Origin of the sequence: Bacillus sp. AFS018417 (genome assembly GCF_002560985.1) — a bacterium.
Lineage (GTDB): Bacteria > Bacillota > Bacilli > Bacillales > Bacillaceae_G > Bacillus_A > Bacillus_A rhizoplanae.
In genome coordinates this window covers 142,320-155,940 of sequence record NZ_NTTM01000002.1, presented here as the reverse complement: position 1 = coordinate 155,940, position 13,621 = coordinate 142,320, and the positions used below count along the sequence as shown (strand labels likewise).

Below are 13,621 nucleotides of genomic sequence, written 5' to 3'. Positions count from 1 at the left end.
TTTTTCTTATGAAAAGACACATCTTCTCCATTGTCATTTTATCTTTCTTCATGTTATTTTATTATAAGGCAAATAATCTTTATGAGGTGAGTACTAATGAAACGTATTGGTGTGTTAACAAGTGGTGGAGATTCACCTGGTATGAACGCTGCTATTCGTGCGGTTGTTCGTAAAGCGATGTACCACGATCTAGAAGTGTATGGTATCTATCATGGATACGCAGGATTAATTTCTGGTCATATTGAAAAATTAGAGTTAGGTTCTGTAGGCGATATTATCCACCGCGGTGGAACGAAATTATATACAGCAAGATGCCCTGAGTTCAAAGAACTAGAAGGACAATTAAAAGGAATTGAACAATTAAAGAAATTTGGTATTGAAGGACTTGTTGTTATTGGTGGAGATGGTTCTTACCAAGGTGCAAAAAAATTAACAGAGCATGGTTTCCCATGTGTAGGTGTACCGGGCACAATTGATAATGATATTCCTGGTACTGATTTTACAATTGGCTTTGATACAGCTTTAAACACTGTTATTGATGCAATTGATAAAATTCGTGATACAGCTACATCTCATGAACGTACATATGTAATTGAAGTAATGGGCCGTCATGCGGGAGATATTGCGTTATGGGCAGGTTTAGCGGACGGTGCAGAAACAATTTTAATTCCGGAAGCAGACTATGAAATGAACGATGTAATTGCTCGTTTAAAACGCGGTAGCGAACGCGGGAAGAAACATAGTATTATTGTCGTAGCTGAAGGTGTTGGCAGCGCGATTGAAATCGGTAAACAAATTGAAGAAGCAACAAACTTTGATACACGCGTTACAGTATTAGGTCACGTACAGCGCGGAGGATCTCCAAGTGCGATGGACCGTGTATTAGCAAGCCGTCTTGGTGCAAGAGCAGTTGAGCTTTTATTAGAAGGAAAAGGTGGCCGCTGCGTAGGTATTCAAAACAATCAACTTGTTGATCATGATATTATTGAAGCGTTAGCGCAAAAACATCAACTTGATTTAGATGTGTATCAGTTATCAAAAGAATTATCCATCTAATTGGCGTAGTGTCGGATTGGTGGTAACGTTTTCATAAATATTTGGAGGTGCGTTATGCGCAAAACTAAAATTGTATGTACAATTGGTCCTGCTAGTGAAAGTATTGAAAAATTAGAACAATTAATGGGAGCAGGGATGAACGTTTGTCGTTTAAACTTCTCTCATGGTAGCCATGAAGAGCACGGAGCACGTATTAAAACCATCCGTGAAGCTGCGAAGAAAACTGGTAAAACTGTAGCAATCTTACTTGATACAAAAGGTCCAGAAATTCGTACACATGACTTTGTAGACGGACAAGCTGAGCTAAAAACAGGTGCAGAAGTTGTTATTTCTACAGAGCAAGTATTAGGAACTGCTGAAAAGTTCTCTGTAACTTACGCGGGACTTTATGATGATGTCGATGCAGGTTCTCGCATTCTAATCGATGATGGTCTCATTGAGTTAGAGGTAATCGGAAAAGCGAACGGTGATATCCGCACAAAAGTATTAAACAGCGGTACTGTAAAAAATAAAAAAGGTGTAAACGTACCAAACGTAAGCATTAAGCTTCCTGGTATTACAGAAAAAGACATTCAAGATATCATCTTCGGTATCGGGCAAAATGTTGACTTTATCGCAGCTTCTTTCGTACGCAAAGCATCTGACGTATTAGAAATTCGTGAGCTATTAGAAGAGCACGGAGCACAACATATTCAAATCATTCCAAAAATCGAGAACCAAGAAGGTATCGATAATATCGACTCTATCCTAGAAGTTTCTGACGGTTTAATGGTAGCGCGCGGTGACATGGGTGTAGAAATTCCACCAGAAGAAGTACCGTTAGTGCAAAAGCGTCTAATCAAAAAATGTAATGTATTAGGGAAGCCAGTCATCACTGCAACGCAAATGTTAGATTCTATGCAGCGTAACCCTCGTCCAACACGCGCGGAAGCAAGTGACGTAGCGAACGCTATTTTCGATGGCACAGATGCAATCATGCTTTCTGGTGAAACAGCAGCAGGTTTATACCCGCTTGAAGCGGTACAAATGATGGCAAACATCGCGATTCGTGTTGAGAAATCACTGCAATATGAAGACATGTTCCAAAAACGTCTTAAAGAGCAATCTAGCACAATTACAGATGCAATTAGTCAATCTGTTGCACATACAGCAATCGCACTTGATGTAGCGGCAATCGTAGCTCCTACAGAAAGCGGCTATACTGCGAAAATGATCTCTAAATATCGTCCGAAATCTCCAATCGTAGCAGTAACATCTAATGAACAAGTATGCCGTCGTCTTGCGCTTGCATGGGGTGTACAAGCGTATATGGCAGAGGAAAAGGCAAAATCTACAGACGAAATGTTAGAAACTGCTATTGAAACAGCTATGGATGCAGGTATGATTGGCCTTGGTGATACAGTTGTTATTACTGCTGGTGTACCAGTTGCTGAAACTGGCACAACAAACTTAATGAAAATTCATGTTGTTGGCGAACAAATCGCTAAAGGACAAGGAATTGGCCGTAAAACAGCAAAAGGTAAAGTTGTTGTAGCGAAAACAGCTGAAGAAGCATTAGCAAACGTAACAGAAGGTTCTATCCTTGTTACAACAAGTACTGATAAAGATATGATTCCTGCAATTGAAAAAGCTGCAGCTCTTGTTGTAGAAGAAGGCGGCTTAACAAGCCATGCAGCGGTTGTTGGTGTAACAATTGGTATTCCAGTTATCGTTGGTGTAGAAACTGCGACTGCTATCCTAAAAAATGGTCAAGAAGTAACAGTTGATGCAGCGCGTGGAATTGTATATAATGGACATGCGGAAGTGCTATAAGAAATAATATGTAGGGAAGGATGGAAATCCTTCTCTTTTTTTTACTCAATTTGAAAACATGAGGTGAGAGGAATGAAGGTATTTCTCTTTTTGTTAATTTTAATTCCAGCGTTAGAGGTTACGGTATTGATTGGATCGAGTCAATTGATTGGGCTGTGGCCGACGTTTTGTGTGATTGTAGTAATGAGTATCATGGGAGCATATATAGCGAAACGGCAAGGAGTAGCAGTTTGGAGAGATATTCAGTATCGGTTAAGTAGAGGTGAGATTCCAGGTGATGCTGTATTAGATGCGATTTGCATTTTTGCAGGCGGTATACTTCTGCTAATCCCAGGGTATATAACAGATTGTATAGGATTGTTTTTATTGATTCCGATAGCGAGAAAACCGGTGAAATATATGATAATCAAATGGATGGAACGAAAAATAAACCGAAATAACACTATTATTGTGCAAAAATAACGCTTGAAAGAGGAAACTCTTCAAGCGTTATTTTTTGTCGAAAATACAAATGAATAAATATTCGTTTGTAGAAAAAGGAAGAAAAATATTGAATTTTTATTCGTATTAGTGAATAAAAAAACAAGGAGAGATTTCTCCTTGTTTTTAGTTGATTTTTATTGATGAAAATTCACTTTATACTGTCCGTAAGAGCCCGATTGGTTCAACTAACCATAAGTAGGAAAACCGCCTACTTATGGAAGTTTCACTTTACCCCTTTATGAACTTCCAAAGATCTTTAAATACATTTGCTTTATGCAATGTATTTAATAACACGAGTGTTACAGGGCCAATAATCAATCCTAAAAAACCAAATAATTTAAATCCGATAAATAAAGAAAATAATGTTGGAAGTGGATCGAGTCCGATGTTGGATGATAATACCTTTGGTTCCATTAATTGTCGCTGTACAATGACAACGATATATAAAATGAGTAAACCAAGTGCGAAAGCAGTATCTCCTGTAAAAAATACATAAATAATCCATGGAACGAAAACAGTCCCTGTTCCTAAGTATGGAAGTAAATCAACAACTCCTGTAATAAGGGCGATAGTAATTGCGTATGGTACACGCAAAATTAATAGGCCGATTAGAACGATAATGGTTGTCATTGATATAAGTGTAAATTGTGCTTTTACAAATCCAAACAAAGCTTTTCGTAAATCAACAAAAATTGTTTTTCCATAGCCGTGTAACCGATTAGGCAATAATTTTTCAATTTTATGGGCGAGACGGTGCCAATCAAAGCTAATAAAGAAAGTGGCTAATAAGACGAATACAAGAACAGTTAACATAGTCGGAAGAGCGCTAATGAAATTTGTTAATCCGCTTATAATAGCTGTCAAAATAGTTTTCATTTGCTGAGTTGCTTCTGCCCCAAGGTTTTGAATGTTTGTTGTAATCGTAATTTGTTGTGTTGCTCCAAGGTGATTAAATTTAGCAATCAAATCATTGTAAAGCGGCATAATGTTGGTGAGTGCGAATTCTTGCAGATACTGAACCATAGCCGGGAATTTTTCAGGTACAATTTGTAATAAGTAAGTTGCTGCGGAAATCGCTTCTGTTACAAGATACGTAACGAGTCCAACGATAGCCCCAAATACAAGGATGAGGCTAATAAAAACAGACAAAGCACGAGGAAATCGTAGTTTTTGATCAAGAAAGTTTACAACTGGATTGATCAAATATGCAATTGCAAAAGCGATAATAAATGGGTATACCAGACCTGCTATATATATGAGTGCGTATACTCCTAATATAGTTGCTGCAATGACAAAGAGAAGTCGAAGTGCTATGTATAGTGAATGTCGATTCAAAGGTCTTTCCCCCTTTGCAAAATATGTTGTGTATGAGCTAAAGTTGTGTAAATGTTCACTTATCAAATGATGAGATGCTTTGATGCCTCTTCTGTAAATGGTATGATATTGTATGGGTTTTTCCCTTTTTATTTTACCTTTTTCTTATAAGAAAGAAAAGGAAAGCAAAGTCCATTTGGTTATAAGTGGAAACGATTCTCTGTTTGTTGAATGAATTCCTCTTTTTCCTACTATTCGCGGGCAGTAAGATTCCCGCCTAAGTGAGGAAGATATTTTTGGCATGCGCCCGATTCGTTCAAATAACCATCATTGAGAGGTGAAAAAACCCCCGATGATGGAAGTTTCACTTTATTTCATTAAACGGACATGTTTGAGAGCCCTTCATTATTTTCAGAAAGGATGAGGCATTATGATTAGTCAATCAACTTTATTTTTATTCATACTTCTTCTCATTGGATTTATCGCAAAAAATCAATCTTTATCAGTGGCAGTTGGCGTTTTGCTGTTGATGAAATGGACGTTCTTAGGAGATAAACTTTTTCCTTATTTTCAAACGAAAGGAATTAACCTTGGGGTTACCATTATAACAATTGCGGTGCTTGTGCCGATTGCGACAGGAGAAATTGGATTTAAGCAACTTGTAGAGGCGACAAAGTCTTATTATGCTTGGATTGCTCTTGCTTCTGGTATTGCTGTAGCACTTCTTGCGAAAGGCGGTGTACAACTTTTAGCGAGTGATCCGTACATTACGACAGCTCTTGTGTTTGGAACGATTATTTCGGTAGCACTATTTAATGGAGTAGCGGTGGGACCGTTAATTGGAGCCGGAATTGCATATGCTGCGATGAGTATTATACAGCTATTTAAATAAAAAAATTTTATTGTAATATAAATTTTCGAATTCTTTCCATTCACAAAAGTCAGATAATTGTTTATAATAGATTTATGGAACTTCTTCGAGTTACATAACAGCATAGACCTACACCAAATAAAATAAAAACAACATGAAATAATTTGGTTAATATTGTTTTATGTTGTTTTTATATATCAGCTCTCCGAAATTATATTTCCTCACTATGTATCGTTTGTAGCGTGGGGGATCGGGGAGAAGCTCACGTCTATGCTAAAAAGCATGGAACGATAGATAGGTGTAAATGCAGAAGTGATTGTGCCAGGATGTATTTTGCTTGTTTCAGAGATGAACGGATGCTCATTCATTTTCGTGACCAGCTGAAAACACATTTTATTGCGACAAAGTATAAGGTTGGGGAGAAATTTCGAGGAAAAGGAGAGATTATAATGACTGTTATTCGAGGTTTAGAAGGGGTAGTAGCAACAACATCATCTGTAAGCTCCATTATTGATGATACATTAACTTATGTGGGTTACGATATCGATGATTTAGCTGAAAATGCTACATTTGAAGAAGTCGTATATTTATTATGGCACCGCAAGCTTCCAAATGAAATGGAATTAGAAGAATTAAAAACACAATTATCCCAGCATGCAGAAGTGCCGGGGGAAATTTTAGAATATTTAAAAAACACAAACTTGAAAATAACACATCCAATGTCTGTTTTACGTACAGCGATTTCCATGCTATCATTATACGATGAAGACGCTGAGTTAATGGATGTAGAGTCCAATTATTTGAAAGCGGTTAAATTACAGGCGAAAGTTTCAACGCTTGTTGCGGCATTTGCAAGAATCCGCAAGGGGTTAGATGTTGTTGAGCCTCGCAAAGATTTAGCATTAGCTGCAAACTTTTTATATATGTTAAATAATCGTGAGCCAAATGAAGTTGAAATTGAAGCGTTTGATAAGGCGCTTGTACTTCATGCGGATCATGAATTAAATGCCTCTACTTTTACAGCGCGCGTTTGTGTAGCTACACTTTCTGATGTGTATTCCGGTATTACAGCAGCAATTGGTGCTTTAAAAGGACCACTTCATGGTGGGGCAAATGAAAATGTAATGAAGATGCTGATGGAAATCGGTGAAGAAGAAAATGTAGAATCATATATTCATAATGCGTTTGCGAATAAAGTGAAGATTATGGGCTTTGGCCATCGTGTATACCGCAATGGTGATCCACGTGCAAAACATTTACGTGAAATGTCTAAGCGTTTATGTGTGCTAACAGGGCAAGACAAGTGGTATAATATGTCTATCAAAATTGAGGAGCTTGTAACTTCAGCAAAACAGCTTCCGCCAAATGTAGATTTTTATTCTGCATCTGTTTATCATTGTTTAGGAATTGATCATGATTTATTTACACCAATCTTTGCAATCAGCCGTATGTCTGGTTGGTTAGCTCATATTCTAGAACAATATGAAAATAACCGTCTCATTCGTCCGCGTGCAGATTATAATGGTCCGATTAACCAACGCTATGTACCAATCGGCCAAAGAGCGTAATGCGCCTTTAAGAATCTGACTTTTTTGTAAAGATACAATGATTGGAATATTTAAACTTAATTTATGGTTTGAACTGAGGGGATATCCCTCAGTTTCATACATATGAAATTTCAAACATGGGGGTAATCGCAGTGACTACAGGAGAAAAAATTACCGTAACTAATGGTGTTATGAATGTACCAAACAACCCAATTATTCCTTTTATTGAAGGAGATGGAATTGGACCAGATATTTGGGCAGCAGCATCTCGTGTATTAGAGGCAGCTGTTGAAAAAGCATATAACGGCGAAAAGAAAATTGTTTGGAAAGAAGTGCTTGCTGGGGAAAAAGCATTTAATCAAACAGGTGAGTGGTTACCAGAAGAAACGTTAGAATTGATTCGCGAATATTTAATCGCAATTAAAGGGCCATTAACAACTCCTGTTGGTGGTGGCATTCGTTCTTTAAACGTAGCGCTTCGTCAAGAACTAGACTTATACGTATGTTTACGTCCTGTTCGCTACTTTGATGGTGTTCCTTCTCCTATCAAGCGTCCGGAAGATACTGATATGGTTATTTTCCGTGAGAATACAGAGGACATCTACGCTGGTATTGAATATGCACAAGGTTCTGAAGAAGTTCAAAAACTTCTTGCGTTTTTACAAAATGAAATGGGCGTGAAAAAAATCCGTTTCCCAGAAACTTCTGGACTTGGGATTAAACCGATTTCTGAAGAAGGTACAAAGCGTCTTGTTCGCGCTGCGATTCAATATGCAATTAATGAAAAACGTTCTTCTGTTACATTAGTTCATAAAGGTAACATTATGAAGTATACAGAAGGTGCATTCAAAAACTGGGGTTACGAAGTAGCAGAAAAAGAGTTTGGCGACAAAGTATTTACTTGGGCTGAATATGATCGTATTGTTGAGAAGGAAGGAAAAGATGCTGCTAATAAAGCGATGTCAGAGGCAGAAGCTGCTGGAAAAATCATCGTAAAAGATTCAATTGCAGATATCTTCTTACAACAAATTTTGACGCGTCCACGCGAGTTCGACGTTGTAGCAACAATGAACTTAAATGGCGATTATATTTCTGATGCACTTGCAGCGCAAGTTGGCGGCATCGGTATTGCACCTGGTGCTAACATTAACTATGTTACCGGACATGCTATTTTTGAAGCGACACATGGTACAGCTCCAAAATATGCAGGTTTAGATAAAGTAAATCCATCTTCAGTTCTTCTTTCAGGGGTATTAATGTTAGAGCATTTAGGATGGAATGAAGCAGCGAAACTAATTACTAATTCTGTAGAAAAAACGATTGCTTCAAAAGTGGTAACATATGACTTCGCACGCCTTATGGAAGGTGCAACTGAAGTGAAATGTTCCGAATTTGCTGATGCTCTTATTAACAATATGGACGCAGCGATTATTAAAAACTCATAATTCAAAGTGGGGGAGAAATTATGACAATCAAACGCAAAAAAGTTTCAGTCATCGGTGCAGGATTTACAGGGGCAACAACAGCATTCTTATTAGCGCAAAAAGAATTAGCAGACGTTGTATTAGTGGACATTCCGCAACTTGAAAATCCAACAAAAGGGAAAGCGTTAGATATGTTAGAAGCAAGCCCTGTACAAGGTTTCGATGCTAATATTATCGGTACATCTGATTACGTAGATACAGCTGATTCTGATGTTGTAATCATTACGGCAGGTATTGCTCGTAAGCCAGGTATGAGCCGTGATGATTTAGTAGCAACGAACTCTAAAATTATGAAAAGTGTAACGCGAGAAATTGCAAAATATTCTCCGAATACAATTATTGTTGTATTAACAAATCCAGTTGATGCAATGACATATTCTGTATTTAAAGAAGCTGGATTCCCGAAAGAGCGCGTTATCGGTCAATCTGGTGTATTAGATACAGCTCGTTTCCGTACATTTATTGCACAAGAATTAAATCTATCTGTGAAAGATATTACAGGATTTGTTCTTGGTGGACACGGCGATGAAATGGTACCGCTTGTTCGTTATTCTTATGCAGGTGGTATTCCGCTTGAAACATTAATTCCGAAAGAACGCTTAGATGCAATTGTTGAACGCACTCGTAAAGGTGGCGGTGAAATTGTAAATCTATTAGGAAACGGTAGTGCATACTACGCACCAGCTGCTTCTTTAGTAGAGATGGCAGAGGCTATCTTAAAAGACCAACGCCGCGTATTGCCAGCTATTGCATACCTTGAAGGTGAATATGGCTATAGCGATCTTTACTTAGGTGTTCCAGTTATCCTTGGCGGTAACGGAATCGAAAAGATTATTGAATTAGATCTTCTTCCAGAAGAAAAAGAAGGATTAGATCGTTCTGTAGAATCTGTACGCAGTGTAATGAAAGTTCTTGCATAAGAAAAGAAGGAAAAAGGTTCGGGGCTCCCGAATCTTTTTCCACTATTAGAGAATTATTTTTGTGAAATAATTTGAAAGCGTTATCAAATAGGTATCCTACAATGTAAAATGTAGATTTGTAGTGAATGTGCTCTCATTGTTATAAAGATTCGTATAATATACCACTTCGAGTAGGATAATTTAAATATCGATCGGAGGGATTGTATCATGTTAAAAAAGAAAAGCAAATTAGGTCGTAAAATGGATGAAATTACAGTAGGGGAAAAGTTATCCGTTACAGAGAAAATAGAAGACAAAGATTTGTTATTATATTTAGGATTAACGAATGATTCAAATCCGTTATATATTCAGCATGACTATGCATCCCAAACTCCGTATGAAAAACCAATTGTACCAAGTGTTATGTTAACGGGGATTGTTACAACTGCGGTTACAAAATACTTACCTGGTCCAGGAAGTCATGTTGTAAGGCAAGAACTTGAATTTATAAAGCCTGTATACCATTATGCAACGCTGCAAATTCATTTTGAAGTTGTTTCCGTTTACGAGAAAGATCATTTAATTGAAATGCAAATGTTTGCGTACAATGAGAAAGAAGAAGAAGTGATGAAAGGTTTACTAACAGTAGCACCGCCGCATCATTTAACAACGATATTTGAAAGAGCGCTTGATAATTTTTGATGAAAAACAGGTGATGTGATGTCACCTGTTTTTCTTATTTAGCTTAAACGGGCAATGTTATTTAGAGAAACATGAACCTTATCCACGTGGCCATAACATAATAAATACGCCAATGATGCAAACAAAGGCTCCGGTCCAATCGAATAAGTCGGGTGTTTTTTTATCAACCCACCAACCCCACAATACACTCATTACAATAAACACGCCACCGTAAGCTGCATACACTCTTCCGAAGCTTGAGAATACTTGGAATGTAGCGATGACCCCATATAAAAATAGAATCACTCCCCCGATGATGCCGATTCCAATAGAACCGCCTTCGCGCAGCCATTTCCAAATGAGATAACCACCGCCAATTTCAGCCAAACCCGCAAGAAAAAAGATAATAAATGCTTTTAACATAAGAGTCCTTTCTATAAAAATGTATTTTGTTGTATAAAGGTAACATAAAGTGGAGCATAAGTCAGTAGGGAGGACTGCCCGTTAATGCGGGATAAACTCTTATTTTTCAAAGTACAATTTTATTGAGAGGGGTATTGTTTTCTAGTATGATGGAAATGTCGGGGAAGAATACTAGGGTGAAGAATGTTTAAGAGTCTATAACCTGGAGGAAAAGAATGAGCAATCGAATTTTAGTCGTGGACGATGAGGAGTTTATCTTAACTTTAATCGAATTTAATCTGCAGCAAGCAGGGTTTGAAGTCATAACAGCAATGGATGGAGAAACAGCGCTGCATAAAGCGCAGACGGAACGTCCGGATCTGATTATATTAGATTTAATGCTTCCAAAAATGGATGGAATGGAAGTGTGTAAAGAACTGCGCCTGCAGCGTATTATGACACCTATTTTAATGTTAACAGCAAAAGATGATGAGTTTGATAAAGTGTTAGGTCTTGAGCTTGGAGCGGATGACTATATGACAAAGCCGTTCAGTCCAAGAGAAGTGGTTGCGCGTGTAAAGGCTATTTTGCGCCGTACGAAACTCCACGATGAACAAGTGCCGGAAGTAGAAGATGAAAATAGTATTATAATTGCTGAATTAAGAATTTTACCGGATTTTTATGAAGCATATTTCCAAGGGGAAAAGTTAGAACTTACACCAAAAGAATTTGAATTACTTGTATATTTAGCGAGACATAAAAGCCGCGTGTTAACTCGCGATCAGCTGTTAAGTGCTGTATGGAATTATGATTTTGCTGGGGATACACGTATTGTTGATGTTCATATTAGTCACTTACGAGATAAAATCGAAAAAAATACAAAAAAACCAAATTATATTAAAACAATCCGCGGATTAGGTTACAAATTGGAGGAGCCAAAAGGGGATGAATAAATTTCGCTCAAGGCTTCTCTTTACGTTTATTTCTCTAATTGTTCTTATTTTTGTAGGGACAGGATTATTGCTTGAAAAAGTATTGGAAGGATTTTATGTTGATCGTTTTCATGAGAGATTGGAGAAAGAAACGCAGTACGTTGCTTCTGTTGTCGAAGCGGAAGGAATTGATAACGTCCTTAAGAAACCAAATGTATTTTTGAAATTTGAAGAGCAGTTTGGTGTATATGTAACGTTTGTAAATGAACAAAAACAAATTCAATATGAGACTGTAAATCAACAGGCGGTACCACGTAAAGAAGTGATGGAAGACCTTCTTCCAGAAGCAAGAAAACAAACGCATACAGTTGTGATGAAGGAAACAAAGGATGAACACCCATATTACTATGCTACGTTTATCCAAGATGCACAGGGGAAGAAAGGGTATATCATTATTAATGCTTCTATTCAGTCCTTGAAAACTGTGCATCAAAAAACATGGGGCATAGTAATTCTTGGTTTTATCACTTCTTTCTTTATTATTGTGTTTCTTGTTATGAGAATTACAGGGCAGTATATTAGACCGATTGAGTCTGTTACAAAAGTAGCTATTGAACTTGCGAAAGGAAACTATAAAGCACGTGCTTATGAAAGTCATTCGGATGAGACGGGAATGCTCAGCAAGGCAATCAACGTTTTAGCGCGTAATTTACAAGAGATGACGTTAGAGCAAGAAATGCAGCAAGATCGGCTGCATACACTCATTGAAAATATGGGAAGCGGTATGATTTTAATTGATAGCCGCGGCCATGTTAGTCTTGTCAATCGTTCTTATAAAGAGATTTTTCATGTAACAGATGAAGAGTATTTACATCGTTTATATTATGAGGCATTTACGCACAAAGAAATTGTCGAACTTGTGGAAGAAATTTTTATGACAGAGGTCAAAGTACGGAAGCAAATGTTGTTGCCTCTTGAAATTGAAAGAAAACACTTTGAAGTGTATGGTGCTCCAATTATTGGAACAAACCATGAATGGAAAGGGATTGTACTTGTCTTTCATGATATTACGGAGCTTAAGAAACTTGAGCAAATGCGTAAAGATTTCTTGGCAAATGTGTCACATGAACTGAAAACGCCCATTACTTCTATTAAAGGATTTTCAGAAACGTTGCTTGATGGAGCGATGGAAAATCAGCAATTTCTTGAGCATTTCTTACATATTATTTTGAAAGAAAGCGACCGAATGCAAATGCTAATTGAAGACTTACTAGATTTATCGAAAATTGAGCAACAAGGATTTCGATTAAATATGGGAGTTGTCGACTTAAAAGGGTTATTAGAAGAAGTCGGTATTATATTAGAAAATAAAGCAAATGATAAAGACATTCGTTTACATGTCGATGTGAATGAGCATATCTCTGTTGTAGGAGATGCAGAACGATTGAAACAAGTCTTTATTAATTTAATGAATAACGCAATTTTATATACGCCAGCAGGCGGAACTGTTTCTGTTAGGCTTTCGTATGATAGTCAAAACGTATATATAAAGGTGTCTGACACAGGGATTGGAATAGAAAAAGAAGAAATCCCTCGTATTTTTGAGCGTTTTTATCGCGTTGATAAAGCGCGCAGCCGTAATACAGGCGGCACGGGACTTGGATTGTCTATTGTGAAACATTTAGTTGAAGCGCATCATGGGATGATTACTGTAGAAAGTGCAATTGGGGTTGGAACGACTTTTACTGTTACCCTTCAAAAGTACAGTAAGTAGATATTTACATTATATTAACAATAGCTTCACTTTATATTAATAAAGGTCTGTTACTATAATACATGAAAACCCCTTCATCCAAGGAGTAGTTTTGGACGAGAATAAGGAGACTTATTCTCGTCACTTCCCTTTTTTTAATGGTATTTCTTCTTTTGAAATGTATTCATGTATGCTATGTTATACCGATATATATGCTGTTGTATTTCAAGAGTAAGAAAGAATTCCACCTATATGATGCTGAATATAATATATGAAGAAAGCCGTTGTTTTTCTTCTCTCTTCTAGTCGTGGTAATATAGAGAGAAGAAAAGGAACGGTTTTTTCTATGTATTGAGAAATCGTTTTAATTTTTTACGGGGAGGTTTT

The 13,621-nt window shown here is 37.3% G+C and carries 12 protein-coding genes; 10 read left to right on the top strand and 2 right to left on the bottom strand.

All coding sequences use genetic code 11. The features are described 5' to 3' along the window. Positions 1 to 96 precede the first annotated feature (96 nt). From pfkA to CN326_RS01020, 3 genes are all read left to right on the top strand, one after another. Positions 97 to 1,056 carry a 6-phosphofructokinase gene (gene pfkA / locus CN326_RS01030; RefSeq protein WP_098305342.1) on the top strand — a complete coding sequence of 320 codons (960 nt, stop codon included), beginning with the start codon at positions 97 to 99 and terminating at the stop codon, positions 1,054 to 1,056. A gap of 54 nt (positions 1,057 to 1,110) precedes the next feature. Continuing rightward, positions 1,111 to 2,868 (top strand): pyruvate kinase, encoded by a 1,758-nt coding sequence (gene pyk, locus CN326_RS01025; RefSeq protein ID WP_098305340.1) that lies wholly within the window; start codon positions 1,111 to 1,113, stop codon positions 2,866 to 2,868. A gap of 72 nt (positions 2,869 to 2,940) precedes the next feature. Next, positions 2,941 to 3,330, top strand: coding sequence for an FxsA family protein (locus CN326_RS01020; RefSeq protein WP_098305338.1), 390 nt, complete (start codon positions 2,941 to 2,943; stop codon positions 3,328 to 3,330). Between the two features lie 249 nt (positions 3,331 to 3,579). Here the strand turns inward: CN326_RS01020 and ytvI are convergent, their stop codons facing one another. Next, complete coding sequence (gene ytvI, locus CN326_RS01015; RefSeq protein WP_098305336.1) at positions 3,580 to 4,686, bottom strand: sporulation integral membrane protein YtvI; 1,107 nt, start codon at positions 4,684 to 4,686, stop codon at positions 3,580 to 3,582. Positions 4,687 to 5,095: 409 nt separating this feature from the next. Here ytvI and CN326_RS01010 point away from each other — a divergent pair, with 409 nt between their 5' ends. From CN326_RS01010 to CN326_RS00990, 5 genes are all read left to right on the top strand, one after another. After that, a complete protein-coding gene (locus CN326_RS01010; protein ID WP_098305334.1) occupies positions 5,096 to 5,557 on the top strand; it encodes a DUF441 domain-containing protein in 462 nt (153 codons plus the stop codon). A gap of 428 nt (positions 5,558 to 5,985) precedes the next feature. Then, complete coding sequence (gene citZ / locus CN326_RS01005) at positions 5,986 to 7,104, top strand: citrate synthase (protein WP_098305493.1); 1,119 nt, start codon at positions 5,986 to 5,988, stop codon at positions 7,102 to 7,104. 131 nt (positions 7,105 to 7,235) lie between these two features. Then, a complete protein-coding gene (icd, locus tag CN326_RS01000) occupies positions 7,236 to 8,528 on the top strand; it encodes an NADP-dependent isocitrate dehydrogenase (RefSeq protein ID WP_141524944.1) in 1,293 nt (430 codons plus the stop codon). A 20-nt stretch (positions 8,529 to 8,548) separates the two neighbouring features. Next, the gene (mdh, locus tag CN326_RS00995; RefSeq protein WP_098305331.1) at positions 8,549 to 9,487 is read left to right on the top strand and encodes a malate dehydrogenase; all 939 of its coding nucleotides are present in this window, start codon (positions 8,549 to 8,551) and stop codon (positions 9,485 to 9,487) included. Positions 9,488 to 9,694: 207 nt separating this feature from the next. Continuing rightward, positions 9,695 to 10,168 (top strand): MaoC family dehydratase, encoded by a 474-nt coding sequence (locus CN326_RS00990; protein WP_098305329.1) that lies wholly within the window; start codon positions 9,695 to 9,697, stop codon positions 10,166 to 10,168. A gap of 78 nt (positions 10,169 to 10,246) precedes the next feature. Here the strand turns inward: CN326_RS00990 and CN326_RS00985 are convergent, their stop codons facing one another. Further along, positions 10,247 to 10,570, bottom strand: a complete 324-nt coding sequence (locus CN326_RS00985) for a YnfA family protein (protein ID WP_098305327.1) — start codon at positions 10,568 to 10,570, stop codon at positions 10,247 to 10,249. 215 nt (positions 10,571 to 10,785) lie between these two features. On the opposite strand from CN326_RS00985, the gene CN326_RS00980 reads away from it, so the two are divergent. Continuing rightward, the gene (locus CN326_RS00980) at positions 10,786 to 11,502 is read left to right on the top strand and encodes a response regulator transcription factor (protein ID WP_098305325.1); all 717 of its coding nucleotides are present in this window, start codon (positions 10,786 to 10,788) and stop codon (positions 11,500 to 11,502) included. After that, positions 11,495 to 13,255, top strand: coding sequence for a two-component system histidine kinase PnpS (gene pnpS, locus CN326_RS00975; protein WP_098305323.1), 1,761 nt, complete (start codon positions 11,495 to 11,497; stop codon positions 13,253 to 13,255). Before CN326_RS00980 ends, pnpS begins: the two co-directional genes overlap by 8 nt. Positions 13,256 to 13,621: the final 366 nt, after the last annotated feature.